Source organism: Pseudomonas sp. LM13 (genome assembly GCF_041381355.1).
In the GTDB taxonomy this organism is placed as follows: Bacteria; Pseudomonadota; Gammaproteobacteria; order Pseudomonadales; family Pseudomonadaceae; genus Stutzerimonas; species Stutzerimonas frequens.
On the sequence record NZ_JACBXH010000009.1, the window covers coordinates 52,348 to 69,047 of the forward strand.

General features: G+C 63.0%; 16 protein-coding genes and 1 tRNA gene. 12 read left to right on the top strand and 5 right to left on the bottom strand.

Going from position 1 to position 16,700, the window contains the following annotated elements:
• The first annotated feature begins 25 nt into the window (after window positions 1–25).
• The 9 genes from fdnG (at window position 26) to HZR81_RS08840 (ending at window position 11,139) form a co-directional block, all read left to right on the top strand.
• Window positions 26–3,100 (top strand): formate dehydrogenase-N subunit alpha, encoded by a 3,075-nt coding sequence (gene fdnG, locus HZR81_RS08800; RefSeq protein WP_500127869.1) that lies wholly within the window; start codon window positions 26–28, stop codon window positions 3,098–3,100.
• Window positions 3,100–4,038, top strand: a complete 939-nt coding sequence (gene fdxH, locus HZR81_RS08805) for a formate dehydrogenase subunit beta (protein ID WP_500127900.1) — start codon at window positions 3,100–3,102, stop codon at window positions 4,036–4,038. The genes fdnG and fdxH overlap by 1 nt, the downstream gene beginning before the upstream one ends.
• A gap of 57 nt (window positions 4,039–4,095) precedes the next feature.
• Window positions 4,096–4,719, top strand: a complete 624-nt coding sequence (locus tag HZR81_RS08810) for a formate dehydrogenase subunit gamma (RefSeq protein ID WP_102839300.1) — start codon at window positions 4,096–4,098, stop codon at window positions 4,717–4,719.
• Between the two features lie 127 nt (window positions 4,720–4,846).
• Window positions 4,847–5,764 carry a formate dehydrogenase accessory protein FdhE gene (fdhE, locus tag HZR81_RS08815; protein WP_500127870.1) on the top strand — a complete coding sequence of 306 codons (918 nt, stop codon included), beginning with the start codon at window positions 4,847–4,849 and terminating at the stop codon, window positions 5,762–5,764.
• Complete coding sequence (gene selA, locus HZR81_RS08820; protein WP_500127871.1) at window positions 5,761–7,170, top strand: L-seryl-tRNA(Sec) selenium transferase; 1,410 nt, start codon at window positions 5,761–5,763, stop codon at window positions 7,168–7,170. Before fdhE ends, selA begins: the two co-directional genes overlap by 4 nt.
• Entirely contained in the window at window positions 7,167–9,083 is a 1,917-nt protein-coding gene (gene selB, locus HZR81_RS08825) for a selenocysteine-specific translation elongation factor (protein WP_500127872.1), read from the top strand. The genes selA and selB overlap by 4 nt, the downstream gene beginning before the upstream one ends.
• A gap of 296 nt (window positions 9,084–9,379) precedes the next feature.
• The gene (locus tag HZR81_RS08830; RefSeq protein WP_063541243.1) at window positions 9,380–9,589 is read left to right on the top strand and encodes a hypothetical protein; all 210 of its coding nucleotides are present in this window, start codon (window positions 9,380–9,382) and stop codon (window positions 9,587–9,589) included.
• A complete protein-coding gene (locus HZR81_RS08835) occupies window positions 9,529–10,509 on the top strand; it encodes a GmrSD restriction endonuclease domain-containing protein (protein ID WP_500127873.1) in 981 nt (326 codons plus the stop codon). Before HZR81_RS08830 ends, HZR81_RS08835 begins: the two co-directional genes overlap by 61 nt.
• Window positions 10,510–10,512: 3 nt before the next feature.
• Window positions 10,513–11,139: a hypothetical protein gene (locus HZR81_RS08840; RefSeq protein WP_063541002.1), complete on the top strand. Its 627-nt coding sequence runs from the start codon at window positions 10,513–10,515 to the stop codon at window positions 11,137–11,139.
• A gap of 23 nt (window positions 11,140–11,162) precedes the next feature.
• Here HZR81_RS08840 and HZR81_RS08845 read toward each other — a convergent pair whose 3' ends face one another.
• Window positions 11,163–11,714 carry a hypothetical protein gene (locus HZR81_RS08845; RefSeq protein ID WP_063541001.1) on the bottom strand — a complete coding sequence of 184 codons (552 nt, stop codon included), beginning with the start codon at window positions 11,712–11,714 and terminating at the stop codon, window positions 11,163–11,165.
• Between the two features lie 194 nt (window positions 11,715–11,908).
• On the opposite strand from HZR81_RS08845, the gene HZR81_RS08850 reads away from it, so the two are divergent.
• Window positions 11,909–12,004, top strand: a tRNA-Sec gene (locus HZR81_RS08850).
• Window positions 12,005–12,152: 148 nt separating this feature from the next.
• Here the strand turns inward: HZR81_RS08850 and hdhA are convergent.
• Complete coding sequence (gene hdhA / locus HZR81_RS08855) at window positions 12,153–12,920, bottom strand: 7-alpha-hydroxysteroid dehydrogenase (protein ID WP_063541000.1); 768 nt, start codon at window positions 12,918–12,920, stop codon at window positions 12,153–12,155.
• 311 nt (window positions 12,921–13,231) lie between these two features.
• Here hdhA and HZR81_RS08860 point away from each other — a divergent pair, with 311 nt between their 5' ends.
• Window positions 13,232–13,549: a hypothetical protein gene (locus HZR81_RS08860; protein WP_063540999.1), complete on the top strand. Its 318-nt coding sequence runs from the start codon at window positions 13,232–13,234 to the stop codon at window positions 13,547–13,549.
• Window positions 13,550–13,633: 84 nt separating this feature from the next.
• Here HZR81_RS08860 and HZR81_RS08865 read toward each other — a convergent pair whose 3' ends face one another.
• Window positions 13,634–14,098 (bottom strand): glycine cleavage system protein H, encoded by a 465-nt coding sequence (locus tag HZR81_RS08865; protein WP_063540998.1) that lies wholly within the window; start codon window positions 14,096–14,098, stop codon window positions 13,634–13,636.
• Window positions 14,095–14,469, bottom strand: coding sequence for a DsrE family protein (locus HZR81_RS08870; protein WP_500127874.1), 375 nt, complete (start codon window positions 14,467–14,469; stop codon window positions 14,095–14,097). The genes HZR81_RS08865 and HZR81_RS08870 overlap by 4 nt, the downstream gene beginning before the upstream one ends.
• A gap of 154 nt (window positions 14,470–14,623) precedes the next feature.
• Here HZR81_RS08870 and cfaB point away from each other — a divergent pair, with 154 nt between their 5' ends.
• Entirely contained in the window at window positions 14,624–15,805 is a 1,182-nt protein-coding gene (gene cfaB / locus HZR81_RS08875) for a C17 cyclopropane fatty acid synthase CfaB (RefSeq protein WP_011911402.1), read from the top strand.
• A 31-nt stretch (window positions 15,806–15,836) separates the two neighbouring features.
• Here cfaB and HZR81_RS08880 read toward each other — a convergent pair whose 3' ends face one another.
• Window positions 15,837–16,688, bottom strand: a complete 852-nt coding sequence (locus tag HZR81_RS08880; RefSeq protein ID WP_270054446.1) for a universal stress protein — start codon at window positions 16,686–16,688, stop codon at window positions 15,837–15,839.
• Window positions 16,689–16,700: the final 12 nt, after the last annotated feature.

Below are 16,700 nucleotides of genomic sequence, written 5' to 3' on the forward strand. Positions count from 1 at the left end.
AGCCTGATAAGAAGGAGAACCTCCGATGGACATGAACCGTCGACAGTTCTTCAAGGTCTGCGGTGTGGGCCTTGGGGCGTCGAGCATGGCGGCATTGGGCATGGCCCCGCCGACGGCGTATGCCGAGTCGATTCGGCATTTCAAACTGACCAACACCCGTGAAACCCGCAACACCTGCCCCTACTGCTCCGTCGGCTGCGGGCTGATCCTCTACAGCCAGGGCAGCGGCGGCAAGAACGTCGCACAGAACATCATCCACATCGAAGGCGACTCCGATCACCCGGTCAACCGCGGCACGCTCTGCCCGAAGGGCGCCGGCCTGCTGGACTTCGTTCACAGCCCCAACCGCCTGACCCATCCGGAAGTCCGCGAAGCCGGCAGCAACGAGTGGAAGCGCATCGAGTGGAGCGAAGCCCTCGACCGTATCGCCCGACTGATGAAGGACGACCGCGACGCCAACTTCATCGAGCGCAACGACAAGGGCCAGACGGTCAACCGCTGGCTGACTACCGGTTTCCTCGCCGCCTCGGCATCATCCAACGAGGCCGGCTACATCACCCACAAGGTGGTGCGCTCGCTCGGCATGCTGGGATTCGATAACCAGGCACGTGTCTGACACGGCCCGACGGTGGCAAGTCTTGCCCCGACGTTTGGCCGTGGAGCCATGACCAATCACTGGAGCGATATCCAGAACGCCGATCTGGTCCTGATCATGGGCGGTAACGCCGCCGAAGCGCACCCGTGCGGCTTCAAATGGGTCACCGAGGCCAAGGCGCGCAACAAGGCGCGGCTGGTGGTGGTCGATCCACGCTTCACCCGTTCGGCCTCGGTCGCAGACCTGTATGCGCCGATCCGTACCGGTACCGACATCGCCTTCCTCGGCGGGCTGATCAACTACCTGCTGGAGAACGACAAGATCCAGCACGAGTACGTGGTCAACTACACCGATGTCGCGTTCATCGTGAAGGAAGGCTTCGGCTTCGAGGACGGCCTGTTCAACGGCTATGACGCCGAGAAGCGCAGCTACCCGGACAAATCCACCTGGAGCTACGAGCTGGATGAGGACGGCTTCGCCCGCGTCGACAAGAGCCTCACTCACCCGCGCTGTGTCTACAACCTGCTCAAGCAGCACTACAGCCGCTACACCCCGGAGGTGGTCAGCAACATCTGTGGTACACCGCAGGACAGGATGCTCCAGGTCTGGGAAACCATCGCCGAGACATCCGCACCGGGCAAGGCCATGACGATCATGTACGCCCTGGGCTGGACCCAGCACTCGGTCGGCTCGCAGATGATCCGTACGGGCGCCATGGTGCAACTGCTGCTCGGCAACATCGGCATGCCTGGTGGCGGCATGAACGCCCTGCGTGGGCATTCCAACATCCAGGGCCTGACCGACCTGGGCCTGCTGTCCAACCTGTTGCCTGGCTATCTGACCCTGCCGCTGGAGGCCGAGCAGGACTACACCGCGTACATCGCCAAACGCACCGCCAAGCCGCTGCGCCCGGGACAGCTGTCCTACTGGCAGCACTACGAGAAGTTCCACGTCAGCCTGATGAAAGCCTGGTATGGCAAGAGCGCCACGGCGGAGAACAACTGGGGCTACGACTGGCTGCCGAAGCTGGATATTCCTGGCTACGACGTGCTCAAGGTGTTCGACATGATGTACCAGGGGCAGGTCAACGGCTATTTCTGCCAGGGCTTCAACCCCATCGCCTCGTTCCCCAACAAGGCCAAGGTCAGCGCGGCGCTGGCCAAGCTCAAGTACCTGGTGGTCATGGACCCGCTGGCCACCGAGACCTCGGAGTTCTGGCGCAACGCCGGCGAATACAACGACGTCGACACCGCCAGCATCCAGACCACGGTGTTCCGCCTGCCGACCACCTGCTTCGCCGAGGAGGATGGCTCGCTGGTGAACAGCGGGCGCTGGCTGCAGTGGCACTGGAAGGCCGCCGAGCCGCCAGGCCAGGCGAAGACCGACGTGGTGATCATGGGCGGACTGTTCCACCGGCTGCGTGAGCTGTATCGCAAGGAAGGCGGCGCCTACGCCGAGCCACTGCTGAACATCGACTGGTCCTACCGCCAGCCCGAGGAGCCCTCCGCTGAAGAAATTGCGCAGGAGTACAACGGCAAGGCGCTGGGCGATGTGCTCGATCCGCAGAGCGGCGCGCTGCTGGCCAAGGCCGGCGAACAGTTGCCCGGCTTCGGTCTGCTGCGCGCCGATGGCAGCACGTCGTGTGGCTGCTGGATCTTCAGCGGCGCCTGGACCCAGGCCGGCAACCAGATGGCCCGGCGTGACAACGCCGATCCCTACGGCATGGGCCAGACCCTTGGTTGGGCCTGGTCCTGGCCGGCCAACCGGCGAATTCTCTACAACCGTGCCTCGGCCGATCCTGCGGGCAACCCGTGGGACCCGCAGAAGAAGCGCCTGGTCTGGTGGGATGGCAGCAAATGGGGCGGCACCGACGTGCCGGACTTCAAGGTCGACTCGCCGCCCGAAGCCGGCATGAACCCCTTCATCATGAACCCCGAGGGGGTGGCCCGGCTGTTCGCCGTGGACAAGATGAACGAGGGACCATTCCCCGAGCACTACGAGCCGTTCGAGACGCCGATCGGGCGCAACCCGCTGCATCCGGAGAACCGCCAGGCGACCAGTAATCCCGCCGCGCGGGTGTTCAAGAACGACATGGAGTTGTTCGGCACGGCGGAGGAATTCCCCTATGCGGCGACCACCTACCGGCTCACCGAGCACTTCCACTTCTGGACCAAGCACTGCCGGCTCAACGCGATCACCCAGCCCGAGCAGTTCGTCGAGATCGGCGAGGTGCTGGCCAAGGAGCTCGGCATCGCCGCCGGCGAGCGGGTCAAGGTGTCGTCCAACCGCGGCTATATCAAGGCGGTGGCGGTGGTGACCAAGCGCATCAAGCCGCTGACGGTGGATGGCAAGACCGTGCACCAGATCGGCATCCCGCTGCACTGGGGCTTCGCTGGCGTGGCGCGCAACGGTTACCTGACCAACACGCTGACGCCGTTCGTCGGTGACGCCAACACCCAGACGCCGGAGTTCAAGTCGTTCCTGGTCAACGTGGAGAAGGCATGATGGCTACTCAAGACGTGTTTGCCCGCTCCGCCACGACCACCGAGCGGCCGTCGATCCGCGAGGTCGGCGAAGTGGCGAAACTGATCGACACCTCCAAGTGCATCGGCTGCAAGGCCTGCCAGGTCGCCTGTTCGGAATGGAACGAGCTGCGCGACGAAGTCGGCACCAGCCACGGGACCTACGACAACCCGATCGACCTCACCGCCGAATCCTGGACGGTGATGAAGTTTGCCGAGTACGAGAACCCTGGCAGCGGCAACCTCGAATGGCTGATCCGCAAGGACGGCTGCATGCACTGCGCCGACCCGGGCTGCCTCAAGGCCTGCCCGGCACCGGGGGCGATCGTGAAGTACGCCAACGGCATCGTCGACTTCAACCAGGACCACTGCATCGGCTGCGGCTACTGCATCACCGGCTGCCCGTTCGATATCCCGCGCATCTCCGAGAAGGACAAGAAGGCCTACAAGTGCACGCTCTGTTCCGACCGCGTGTCGGTCGGGCTGGAGCCCGCCTGCGTAAAAACCTGCCCCACCGGCGCCATCGTCTTCGGCAGCAAGGAGGACATGAAGGATCACGCCGCCGGGCGCATCGCCGACCTCAAGGAGCGCGGTTTCGACCAGGCCGGCCTGTACGACCCCGATGGTGTCGGCGGTACGCACGTGATGTACGTGCTGCACCATGCCGATCAGCCCTCGTTGTACAACAACCTGCCGGACGAGCCCACCATCAGCCCGCTGGTTGGACTGTGGAAGGGCGTGACCAAGCCCCTCGCGCTGCTGGGCATGGGCGCGGCGGTGCTGGCCGGCTTCTTCCACTACACGCGGGTCGGCCCGATCCGCGTCGAGGAAGAAGACGACAAGGCCGAGCTCAGCGAGCCCGTAGTGCATCAGGTCGATCCTTCGGTGCATGTGGTCGATCCCAAGGAGCCGCGACCCTGACGGCGTGGCCCCGTTCGCGGGGCTGCCTTCGGTGTCCGCTCGCTCAAGGAGTCAACGATGAACAACAACGAGATCGAACGCTACAACCCCTCGCAACGGACCAACCACTGGATCGTCGCGATTCTCTTCGTGCTCGCCGCGCTGTCCGGCCTGGCACTGTTCCATCCGGCGCTGTTCGGCCTCTCCGGGCTGTTCGGCGGCGGCACCTGGACGCGCATCCTGCACCCCTTCATCGGGGTCGCGATGTTCGTCTTCTTCCTCTGGCTGGCGATCCGTTTCGCCGGGCACAACCGCATCGAGGCACGGGACCGTCAGTGGCTCAGGCAGATCAACGACGTGGTGCACAACCGCGAGGAAAAGCTGCCGGAAGTCGGCCGTTACAACGCAGGGCAGAAGGTGCTGTTCTGGGTGTTGATCCTCAGCATGCTGGTCCTGCTGCTCAGCGGCATCGTCATCTGGCGCGAATACTTCAGCAGCTTCTTCGGCATCGTCTCGCTGCGCTGGGCCAGCCTGCTGCATGCGGCCGCCGCCTTCGTGCTGATCGTCAGCATCATCGTGCACATCTACGCCGCCATCTGGATCAAGGGCTCCATGGGCGCGATGCTCTACGGCACCGTCAGCCGGGCCTGGGCGCGCAAGCACCATCCGGCCTGGTACCGGGAGATCAGCCAGCGCAAGTAAACCTCGCCACAGCGCGACGAAGGCTCCCGCAACCGCGGGAATCTTCGTCCGTGCATGCCATCGAAAGCCGAGCGATAACCGCTGACGGACTATGCTGTTCGGCATATCACAAGAAAAGGAGTCCTGCGTGTCAGGCACCATTCTCGAACCCGGGCAGATCGAAGCCGCTGCCAGCAAACCACCCTTCACCAACCTGCCGCCACGCGATCTGTTCGCCCTGCGCAGCGAGCGTCTGACCAAGCTCGCCGAAGATCATCCGCTGGCCGACTACCTGCGCCTGCTCGCCGGCGTATGCCAGGCCCAGCAGCAGGTGCTGGACAACCCACCTGCCAGCGCACCGCTCGACCCTGCGCGCACCCGCGAATGCTTCAAGCACGCCATGCCGCCACTGGCCGCCGACACCCTGGTGCGCGAAGGGGCGTGGCTGCCGCTGCTCGATGCCTGGCTGGATGCCTTCGCGGTGCCGGACAACCTGTCGGTCATCGCGGCCATCGATCAGCTGCGCCGCGCCGACAGCGGCCAGCGCAAGGCCTGGGCCGTGGCGCTGGTCAGTGGCCAGTACGACAGCCTGCCGCCGGCGCTGGTACCCTTTCTCGGCGCCGCGCTGCAACTGGCCTGGACCCACTGGCTGCTCCAGCTCGACCTCTCCGACCTGCGCGAACGCGAAGACCAGACCCTCTGCCCCTGCTGCGGCGCACCGCCCATGGCCGGGGTGATTCGCCACCGCGGGCAGCTCAACGGCCTGCGCTACCTGGTCTGCTCCCTGTGCGCCTGCGAATGGCACTACGTGCGCCTGAAATGCAGCCACTGCCGCAGCACCAAGAAGCTCGACTACCTGCACTTCGAAGGCTCGCCCAACGGCATCAAGGCCGAGGCCTGCCCCGAATGCAACGGCTACCTCAAGCAGCTCTATCTGGAGCTGACGCCTGACGGCGAAAGCCTGTCCGCCGACCTGGCGACGCTGGACCTCGACCTGCTGCTGGCCGATCAGGGCTACATCCGCCAGGCACCCAACCTGCTGCTGGCACCGGGGAGCGAGGCATGAGCAGCAGCCATCTGCCCTCGGTGGACAAGCTGCTGCGCGATCCGGCCTGCCAGCCACTGCAGCAGCGCTATGGCCGTCAGGCGCTGCTGGCGACGCTGCGCGACCTGCTCGACGAACTGCGCGAACCGGCTCGCCGTGGCCAGCTGGCCGCGCTGGAACTGTCCGAAGCGGTGCTCGCCGGGCGCGCTGGCGAACGCCTGGCCAGCCAGCACAAGAGCCGCGTGCGGCGAGTGTTCAACCTCACCGGCACGGTGCTGCACACCAACCTCGGTCGCGCCCTGTTGCCGGATGAGGCCATCGAGGCGATCACCCTTGCGGCGCGCTATCCACTCAACCTGGAATTCGATCTCGCCACCGGCAAGCGCGGCGACCGCGACGACCTCATCGAAGGGCTGATCCGCGAGCTGACCGGCGCCGAGGCGGTCACCGTGGTGAACAACAACGCCGCCGCCGTGCTACTGGCCTTGAACAGCCTCGGCGCACGCAAGGAAGGCATCATTTCCCGTGGCGAGCTGATCGAGATCGGCGGCGCCTTCCGCATCCCGGACATCATGGCCCGCGCCGGCGTGAAGCTGCATGAAGTCGGTACCACCAACCGCACCCACGCCAATGATTACGAGGCGGCGATCAACCCTCGCTCAGGGCTGTTGATGCGCGTGCATACCAGCAACTACAGCGTGCAGGGTTTCACTGCCAGCGTCGCCACCGCCGAGCTGGCGCGCATCGCCCATGCCCACGATCTGCCGTTGCTGGAAGATCTGGGCAGCGGCAGCCTGCTCGACCTCTCGCGCTGGGGCCTGCCCAAAGAGCCGACGGTGCAGGAAGCGCTGCGCGACGGCGCCGACATCGTCACCTTCAGCGGCGACAAGCTGCTCGGCGGCCCGCAGGCCGGGCTGATCGTCGGCAGCAAGGCGCTGATCCAGAAGATCAAGAAGAACCCGCTCAAGCGCGCCCTGCGCGTCGACAAGCTGACCCTTGCGGCGCTGGAAGCGGTGCTCAACCTCTATCGCGACCCCGACCGCCTGGCCGAACGCCTCACCAGCCTGCGCCTGCTCAGCCGCCCGAAGGCGGAGATCCGCACCCAGGCCGAACGCATCGCCCCGGCGCTGGCCGCCGTGCTCGGCGAGAGCTGGCAAATCGCAGTAACCGATGCCCTGGGCATGATCGGCAGCGGCGCGCAGCCGGTGGCCCGTCTGCCCAGCGCCGCCCTGTGCATCCGTCCGCAGCAGCCCAAGCGCCTGCGCGGCCGCAGCCTGCGCCAGCTTGAAGAAGCGCTGCGCTGCCTGCCGATTCCGGTCCTCGGGCGCATCGACGACGACGCCCTCTGGCTCGACCTGCGCCAACTGGACGACGAACCGGCCTTCCTCGAACTGCTGCCACATCTGCAAGAGGAGCTGGCCCGTTGATCGTCGGGACCGCCGGCCATATCGACCATGGCAAGACCGCACTGCTCCACGCCCTCACCGGGCAACAAGGCGACCGCCGCCGCGAGGAGCGCGAGCGTGGCATCACCATCGACCTCGGCTACCTCTACGCCGACCTCGGCAAAGGCAGCCTCACCGGCTTTATCGACGTGCCGGGCCACGAGCGCTTCGTGCACAACATGCTGGCCGGCGCCAGCGGCATCGACTGCGTGCTGCTGGTGGTGGCCGCTGACGACGGCGTGATGCCGCAGACCCGTGAACACCTGGCCATCGTCGAGTTGCTCGGCATCCGCCGGGCACTGGTGGCGCTGACCAAGATCGATCGCGTCGAGCCGGCGCGCATCACCGAAGTCGAGCAACAGATCGAAAACCTGCTGGCCGCCGGAGCACTGGCCGGAGCGCCGATCTTTCCGGTTTCCAGCATCCGCGGCGATGGCATCGACGCCCTGCGCGCGGCGCTGATCGACGAAGCCGCGCGCACCGCCGCCCGCAGCGACAGCGGCCACTTCCGCCTGGCCATCGACCGCGCCTTCAGCGTCACCGGCGCTGGCGTGGTGGTCACCGGCACCGCCTTTGCCGGGCGCGTGCGAGTCGGCGACGAACTGCTTCTCGGCCCCGCCGGCAAACGCGTGCGCGTCCGCGGCCTGCACGCGCAGAACCGCGAAGCGGACGAAGCCCATGCCGGCCAGCGCGTGGCCCTGAATCTCGCCGGCGAGCGGCTGGCAGTGGAGCAGATCCATCGCGGCGACTGGCTGCTGCACCCACTGCTGCACGCACCAACCCAACGCATCGACGTCGACTTCCAGCTGCTGCCCGGCGAAGCCCACGAACTCAAGCACTGGACGCCCGTGCACGTGCACCTCGGCGCCCAGGACGTCACCGCCCGCGTCGCCCTGCTCGAAGGCACGAGCCTGGCGCCGGGCGAACACGCATTCGCCCAGCTACTGCTCAACGCACCGAGCCACGCGGTACATGGCGACCGCATCGTCCTGCGCGACCAGTCCGCCCAGCGCACCCTTGGCGGTGGCCGTGTGCTCGACCCGTATGCGCCACCGCGCAATCGCCGCCGCGCCGCGCGGCTGGAGCAACTTCGCGCCCTCGACCAGCCGAGCCTGGAGCAGGCATTGCCGCCACTGCTCGCCAGCGCCACCAATGGCATCGACCCGCAAAGCCTGGAACGTCAGTTCAACCGCCCGCGCGAAGGCTGGCAGCTCCCCCACGGCGTATTGGAGATCAGCACACGGCTGGGCCCACGGCTGTTCGACCAGGCCCGCTGGCGCGAACTCGAAATCGCGCTGCTCGACTCACTCCAGCGTTTTCACGAAGAACAACCCGACGAACTCGGCCCCGACCGCGACCGCCTGCGTCGCTACGCCCTGCCGCAGCTGGAGCGGCCGGTGTTCATCGCCTTGCTGGAACAGGCACTGGCCGCCGGCCGCATCGAAACCAGCGGTCCCTGGCTGCACCGCCCCGATCACCGGGTGCGCCTGAGCGATGCGGAAGAAGATTTGAAAGCGCGCCTGTGGCCACTGCTCGAAGCCGGCCATTTCGACCCACCCTGGGTCCGCGACCTGGCCCGCGACCTCGGCGTCGACGAAACGCAGATGCGCAACCTGCTACGCAAGCTCGCCCGTCTCGGCCTGCTACAACAGGTGGTGAAAGATTTGTTCTACCCCGAGTTCACCATTCGCCAACTCGCGGGGCATGTACTGCAACTGGAAGCGCAAAGCGGCGTGATCCGCGCCGCCGCCTTCCGCGACCGCATCCAGCTCGGCCGCAAACGCAGCATCCAGCTGCTCGAACACTTCGACCGCATCGGCCTCACCCGCCGCTTCGGCAACGAACGCAAAGTCCGCCAGGACAGCGCCTTGGCGATCCAGTCAGGCCTGGGGTAGGCTGGTCGCCGCTTCCTCTTTGGCGTCTCGACCAAATTAGGAAGGCAATCGCACCCGGTGGTGCGGCCGGGCTTCAAATCCACTACCGTTCGATTCCGCTTTTGGTTTACGTTGGCATTTGTTGGTCGGCAAACGGACTTATGAGCCACTGACAGGCGTTTATCGGGGTATGCTGGCCATTATTGTCGACACTTTTTCGACACTTTCACATGCGCGTGGGTTTCAGACGCCTAGTGGCACGGCCTTTTCCAGCACCAGCAAATCAGTGGTGTTCACAGCTTCATTAAGGATTGCTTATGCAAGATGAGTTTTCATTGATTCCTGACAACCAGCAGGAAGACGAAGATGACATTAGCTCAGTAATATCTTTCAAAGACGCTGTTGTCTTGAATGCCGACTGGACAATTGAAACTATAAACCTGCAATCAAGAAAGGAAATATTGACTTGCAGCCTGGTTTCCAGCGTCGAGTCGCTTGGGATGATGAACGAAAAAGCCGTTTATTAGAATCCATAATTGTTGGCCTTCCCGTGCCAAATATCGTCTTGGCAGAGAACAAAGATGCTCGAGGCAAATTCATTGTCATTGACGGCAAGCAACGATTGGTTGCCATTAGCGAATATATTGAGGGTTGTTACAGGCTTAGGGGCCTGGACATGCGGTCCGATCTAAACGGAAAGCTCTTTGGCGAACTTCCCGTAGAAGACCGGGAGCACTTGGAAAACGCGACCATTCGCTCAAGTGTTATCCGAAATTGGAAAGACGAAAATTTCCTATACGCCACTTTCTACAGACTAAACAGCGGAAGTCTTCCACTGTCTCCCCAGGAACTGAGGAAAGCTCTAATCGGCGGAAATTTGATTAGCGCCATTGATGAATACTTACTATCAAGCGGACCATTTAAGCAAATATTTGGTGATTCTCTCGATAAGCGCATGCGTGACTCTGAACTTGTCTTACGATTCATCGCTTATGATCGCGGGCTAAAACAATATCGAGGCGATTTCAAAGAATTCCTAGACGGAGCCACTAAGTATTTCGAAGATGGATGGGATCAAAAGCAAGCCGAGATAGCTGACATATTCGATCGACTTGACCTAGCCCTGCACACAAGCCATGAAATATTTGGCAGTGATACCTTCAAAAAATGGCTAGGCGACAAATATGAACGCGTAATAAACCGCGCCATATTTGATTGTATTGCGCGCTTTTTCTCCCAGCCTTCGGTGGCTCATGCAGCGCTAGGAAATCGGAACTCCGTTGCGGAAGAATTCAAAGAGCTTTGTTTAACTCAAAGTTTTAAGGACGCAATAGAGAAGACACCTAAGACCGTAACCGCTACGTTCCTGCGTGTAGATCAATGGGGTTCGAAGCTAGCTGCTTGTGTGGGCATGGCATATGATTCTAATGAGCACAGGATCGTATGACTGATGTCCAACGTGTGTCCGTTGTATGCTCATCTTAAAGATCGCCTCGCTGAGCTATCTCAAAAGTTTCTAGACGATCAGATAGCTAACGAGAACGCTGACCCAATAGGCTTTCAACCTGACTTTGATCGCCTCGCGGCGTTCCGTTTACTTATGCATGCAGAGATTGAAGATTTTTTAGAGAGGAAGGCAAAAGAGAATCTTTCTGCAATCGCGTCCACTATGGCGGAGCAAAAGTCCCTCATTGCGTTTCCTGAGCTATTCTCGATTGCAGCAGCATTACAACGGCCTATCGGAAACAGCGACATATTTGACTTAGTGATTTTCAAAAGCGAAGTCGCGGCGTTGATAAACTGTGCAAGAAAAGTCATTGCTGAAAATAATGGCATAAAACAAAACTCTTTTAACGCTCTTTCTGTTTTTGCCGGAAAGTCCATTGACCAAGTGGACTCCACTTTGTCTGCTAGTTTAAATAGTTACGGCAAGGACCGAGGAGAGGTAGCGCATCAGAGTGCAGTTCGCGCGAGGAGTATGAATGCGCCAAGCGCTGAACTAAGCTCGGCGCAAAACCTAGTCACTGAGCTAGGCAACTATTTCCGGGCTATTGTCAGCGCTGAAGAACAGACCTGAAAAGACTGGGCGCAGCAAATCGGTTAGTTTCTATCATGTAAGTTTACGCTTGCCTTGCAGTTTCTGCGCTGGATGCTCCCTTCGCCGCCCGGGCAAAAATCACTGATCCGCGACTCCTTGCCTACAACCACTATTTCTTTTTGGCGAGTTGGGATCATTACGGCCGCCTCCGGGATAACCCGTGTAGCTGGAACGATATTGGTTGCGCCTTGGGGAACGTAGTTTTTGTCGTTGAATACGGTTTGCTTAGGCGGTGGTTCTGCCGTAGCGGCTTGAGGCTGGGGCGTTTGCGGCTGAGGCGTTGCGCCTCTAGCGGCCACTTCCTCTACTACCCTGTCCCAATCCTTGGTCGCCACTGGCTCTGCTCGCGTGATTTCGGCGACGGGGGCTGGCTTGGGTTGGATGCGCTTATCGGCGATGCCCTGGGCGGTGCCTTTGAGGAATGACGAACTCACCATCTGTAGCCCGGCCAGCATGATCGCGGTGCCGATCAGCCCTGGTATCAGCCATGCTACAGCTCCCTTGCGCGGGCGCCTTCTGATGTAGTCCGGGGCGTCGTTCCATTCAGCCTTCATATCTCCCTCTCCCTGTCCTTCGGGCGTACCAGCGCTTAGTCACTTCCTTGGTGATCGGTTGGCCTGTGTGTGACCGGCCTCACAGCTTGCCGATGCTGCCACTAATCGGTGCAGACGTGTTAGCTTTCGTCCTGCCTGCGTAACGGTGGCGCCAGTGCCTATGGGGAATTAGCACGTTGCCTGGCAATCGTGATGGAAGGCAATCGCACCCGGTGGTGCGGCCGGGCTTCAACCCCGGTTGGGGGCGGCAGCCGCTCCCGGGTGAGTTCGACTCTCACTGCCTTCCGCCAATTCACGCCAGAAGGCCTAACCGGATAAATCTGCCCCCCTTTTCTCAAAGCGAGCTCGGCGGGCGCTGACGTTGTCGACTGCGATGAAAATGCTCGGCCTGAAGGCCCCGGTTGGGCTTGATGATGGCCGGCCCGCCTCCGGGAGTATTCAGCCCAGCTCCTGCACCCCACCGCCCGAAACCGTGAGGATCTGGCCGCTGATCCAGGCCGCCGCAGGTGAACAGAGGAACAGCGCCGCATTGGCCATATCCTGTGGGTCACCCAAACGCTGAAGGGGCGTATGCGTCAGCATTTGGCGTTCGATGTCCTTGGTGAGCACGCCTTTAAGCGCATGGGTGAGCGTTGCGCCTGGGGCGATGCCGTTAACGCGGATTCCGCGCGGTCCCAGGTCGAAGGCGATGTTGCGGATTAGGTGATTGGCCGCGGCTTTGGAGGAGCCGTAGGAGGCCATGTGCTGGTTGCGGTTCTCGCCGGCCATCGAGGTGATCGCCAGCATCGCGCCGCCGCCGGCCCGCTCCATATGCGGAGCCGCCAGCTGCGCCAGGCGGAACAGCGAGAACACGTTCAGCTCGTAGGCTCGACGGAAATCTGCCATCGGCATGTCGAAGGCCTTCGGGCCGCCGCCACCGGCGTTGCTGACGAGCAAGGTGAGCTTGCCGAAGTCGGCCACACAGTGCTCGACCAGTTGCGCAAGCTGGGTCTCGTCGGTGACATCGCAGGCGCAGGCGGAGGCCTGACCACCGGCAGCGACGATCTCGTCACGCACCCCTTCGGCAGCTGCTAACGACAAATCGCTGACCAGCACTGCCGCACCTGCGGCGGCAAACGTTTGCGCGATCGCCTGGCCGATCCCCGCACCGGCACCGGTAACGACCGCAACCTGACCATCAAGACGAAAATCTTCGGGGCGATACATGGCAGTCTCCTCGGGTAGAGGGAGTATGGGCGCTCACCTGCAGGGCTTTCCTAAAAAGCTACGTGTCCTTTGTCCGCCCCCCCTGCTTCGCCGATGCATACCGCGCGCGTCGTTCAGCTGAATCGATGTCCGACGCCTGGCTCTCACAGCCTTCCGCCAACTGCCCCGCCTCTCCTGCCGTACTCCTGCCCCGCCAGCCCCGGTTCGGAATGCGACAGTCTGACCTAGCGAGCGATATCAAAACGCTATCGCAATATCGTGCGAAGCGCGTCACAATCGCGGCTTTTCTTTCCAGGGACAGGAGAGACGCTTTGGGTGACCGGATCGATGAGCGTCGTGCATTGCATGCGCTACGGGACCATATCGATTGTCTGCTGGCTGCTGGCGCATCCCTTGTGGGGCGCGATCCGGTGCAGCTGAATTTTCAGGGCAGGACGCTGATCGTTCAGCACGGCATGCTGCTCAACGAGAACGGCCATCAGGATCTGATCGAGACGCTGGCCGAGCTAGAGTGGGCGAACAAGCGCACCCGCGATCTGGCGATCGATATCTGCATTCGACAGCTGGACCATGCGATCAAGCAAAGCTGTGACAAGGCGCTGGACAGTTCGACGCCGGACAAATCCTGAGCGCCTATCGCGGCGCAATCGGATCGCACCTCGGCATCTTGTTGGGATGTGGGCCGAAGCCAGCCTACCGAGCCTGCAGCACCGTTACTTCCACTGCAGCGCCTGCACATGGGCGTTGGCCGGGTCGAAATTGTCCAGGCGCATGCGTTCGTCGATGGCGGCTTCGGCTGCCTTGCCCAGCGGGAACTCCTCGCGCACGGTGGCCCAGCCCTCCGGCTTCAGGCGGACCATCCAGCCATCGCCGTAGCAGTCCTGATTGATCAGCGCCGGTCGCTCGAGTAGCGCTTCGTTCACTGCCAGCAGCTCGCCGGCCAACGGGCTACGCGCCGAGGACGCAGCCTTGGCGAACTCGACCACGCCGAAGCTGCGCTCACGCTCGATGCGGGCGCCGACGCGCTTGGGGGTGAAGGCGAAAATCTCGCCATAGAGCGCGCAACCGTAAGCGGTCAGGCCAAGGGTGACGCTGCCGTCGGCCTCTTCGCGCAACCACAGGCTGTGCTCCGGGGCGTAGCGCAGCGAGTCGGGGAACTCCAGGCCGTGCAGATTCATAGGGTCAGCACCCGTTCGTATTCGAGGATCATCTGCGCCAGCTCGCCGCCGCTGGAGATTTCATCCAGCTCGGCAATCAGTGCTGTGGAGTCGAGCTGGACGCCGGGCTGGCGACACATCAGCAAGCGCGCGCCAGCCTGCTTGGCGTTACGGATGAAATGCAGCAGCGGCTCGCCGCCATCCACCGCGCACAACGTTTCGGCCACTTCGCGCCGCGCCAGCTGCACGCCCTCGCCCGTTAGGTAGAGCGTCACCTCGGCATCCATGCAGGCGAGCAGCGTGGCGATATGAAACGGTGCGGCGCAGCGCGCCGGAGTGCTGGGGCCGCTGGCGACCAGTATCAGTACGCGCCGGGGACTCGGTTCGCTCATCAAGCATCTCCTTGCGGACGCGCTCGCCACTGCGCGCGAAGCGGCGCATTTGCGCTCATATCCGGCTATAGCAGGAAACTATCATGACCATAGCCTACAGTTTGGAACTCATGGTCTAGCATTTTTGAACAATGCACAGATAGGAGATCTACGCATGCTGGCGACATTGCTACCGGCCCTGAAAGACCTCGGCCTGCCGCTGAAGCTGCAGTTGTGGGATGGCAAAGAGATGGATATCGGCCCCGCCCCCTCTGTCACGCTGGTCATAAAAGACCCCAACCTCGTCACACAACTGGCGCGCCCCAGCCTGGATGTGCTCGGCGCAGCCTATGTCGAGGGGCATATCGACCTGCTCGGACCGGTGGAAGAGGTCATCTACATCGGCGACGTCATCAGTCGCGCACTGTCCGTGGATGACTTCGCAACGCCCACGCGCGAGGCGCATGACAAGGCTACCGATGCCGAAGCCATTTCCTATCACTACGACCTGTCGAACGACTTCTACCGACTCTGGCTGGACCGCGACATGGTCTATTCCTGCGCGTACTTCGAGACCGGTGAGGAGGATATCGATCAGGCGCAGCAGGCCAAGCTGCGGCTGATCTGCCGCAAGCTGCGGCTCAAGCCGGGCGATCGCCTGCTCGACGTGGGCTGCGGCTGGGGCGGGCTGGCACGCTTCGCCGCGCGCGAGTTCGGTGCCGAGGTTTTCGGCATCACCCTCAGCCGCGAGCAACTCGCGCTGGCCCGCGAGCGGGTGGCAGCCGAGGGGCTGCAAGACCGCGTGCAGCTGGAGCTGATGGACTACCGTGACCTGCCGCAGGACGGCCGTTTCGACAAGGTGGTGAGCGTCGGCATGTTCGAGCACGTCGGCCATGCCAACCTGCCGCTGTACTGCCAGCGGCTGTTCGGCGCGGTCCGGCCTGGCGGTCTCGTGCTCAACCATGGCATCACCTCGCGCCACCTGGACGGCCGCCCGGTGGCCCATGGCGCCGGCGAGTTCATCGATCGCTACGTGTTTCCCCACGGCGAGCTGCCGCACCTGGTGGGCATCAGCAGCTGCATCAGCGAGGCGGGGCTGGAGATCGTCGATGTGGAAAGCCTGCGCCTGCATTACGCGCGCACGCTACAGCTGTGGAGCGAACGGCTGGAAGCGCGGCTGGCGGAGGCCCAGGCGCTGGTGCCGGAGCGGGCGCTGCGGATCTGGCGACTGTACCTGGCAGGTTGTTCCTATGGCTTTCGCCGCGACTGGATCGACCTGCATCAGATTCTCGCCACCAAACCGTTGCCCGATGGCGGCCACGAACTGCCCTGGACCCGTGCCGACCTCTACCGCTGAGCGCCGTTGTTCGGCGGCACGAGGGGCTTGATCAGCGCAGCAACAGCAGCGGCGTGCGGGTCGTGCGGATCATGCTGGTGGTGGTACTGCCAACGAAGAACTGGCGAATACGCGAGTGGCCGTAGGCGCCCATCACCAGCAGGTCGATGCCGTGCTCGGCCTGATAGGCATGCAAGGTCGGCTCGACTTCGCCGGCGCGGATGGCGGTGTGTACCTCGAGACCACCAGCGGCCAACGCGTCCCGCGCAGCGTTCAGCTGCGTCAGCACCGCGTCGTCTTCGCTGCCGACCATCACCAGATGGATCGGCAGGCCCTTGAACAGCGGGCTGGCAGCCAGCATTTCGACCCCCTTGAGTGTCGTGGCGCTGCCGTCGAAGGCAAGCATCAGGCTGCGCGGCGGCGTGAACTGACCGACGGTGACCAGAATCGGCCGGTGCATGGTGCGGATCACGCTCTCCAGCTGACTGCCGATGTGCTGGATGTCGTCGCCGCTGTCTTCACCCTGGCGGCCGATCACCAGTAGCCGAGTGTCGTTCTGCAGATCACGCAGGGTCTCGACCAGATCGCCGTGACGCTGACGGCACTCGGGCTGGGCGACACCCGCGGAAAGCGCCCGCTGGCGCGCCGCATCGAGCATCATGCGGCCCTCCTCCAGCGCCAGCTTGGCGCGTTTCTCGTCCAGGGTGGCCAGTTCTTGCAGAAGGAATTCACGGCTGCCGAGGCCGATGATGCCGCTCAGGTCGCCCGACACCGGGAACTGCCGGCGGTCCAGCACGTGCAGCAATGTCAGCGGCGCGCCCAGCCGTTGACTGGCCCAGGCGGCACAATCGCAGACCGCGGCTGCTTGCGGGGAGCCGTCGATACAGGCCATTACGTGGGTCATTGTCGTTCTCCT

Excerpts from the sequence above, each read along its gene's own strand:
- cfaB (WP_011911402.1), top strand. The coding sequence starts at position 14,624 with ATGCTGGCGACATTGCTACCGGCCCTGAAAGACCTCGGCCTGCCGCTG.
- HZR81_RS08845 (WP_063541001.1), bottom strand. The coding sequence starts at position 11,714 with ATGAAGGCTGAATGGAACGACGCCCCGGACTACATCAGAAGGCGCCCG.
- HZR81_RS08865 (WP_063540998.1), bottom strand. The coding sequence starts at position 14,098 with ATGAATCTGCACGGCCTGGAGTTCCCCGACTCGCTGCGCTACGCCCCG.
- fdxH (WP_500127900.1), top strand. The coding sequence starts at position 3,100 with ATGGCTACTCAAGACGTGTTTGCCCGCTCCGCCACGACCACCGAGCGG.
- selA (WP_500127871.1), top strand. The coding sequence starts at position 5,761 with ATGAGCAGCAGCCATCTGCCCTCGGTGGACAAGCTGCTGCGCGATCCG.
- HZR81_RS08840 (WP_063541002.1), top strand. The coding sequence starts at position 10,513 with ATGTCCAACGTGTGTCCGTTGTATGCTCATCTTAAAGATCGCCTCGCT.
- hdhA (WP_063541000.1), bottom strand. The coding sequence starts at position 12,920 with ATGTATCGCCCCGAAGATTTTCGTCTTGATGGTCAGGTTGCGGTCGTT.
- HZR81_RS08810 (WP_102839300.1), top strand. The coding sequence starts at position 4,096 with ATGAACAACAACGAGATCGAACGCTACAACCCCTCGCAACGGACCAAC.
- HZR81_RS08830 (WP_063541243.1), top strand. The coding sequence starts at position 9,380 with ATGCAAGATGAGTTTTCATTGATTCCTGACAACCAGCAGGAAGACGAA.
- HZR81_RS08880 (WP_270054446.1), bottom strand. The coding sequence starts at position 16,688 with ATGACCCACGTAATGGCCTGTATCGACGGCTCCCCGCAAGCAGCCGCG.
- HZR81_RS08870 (WP_500127874.1), bottom strand. The coding sequence starts at position 14,469 with ATGAGCGAACCGAGTCCCCGGCGCGTACTGATACTGGTCGCCAGCGGC.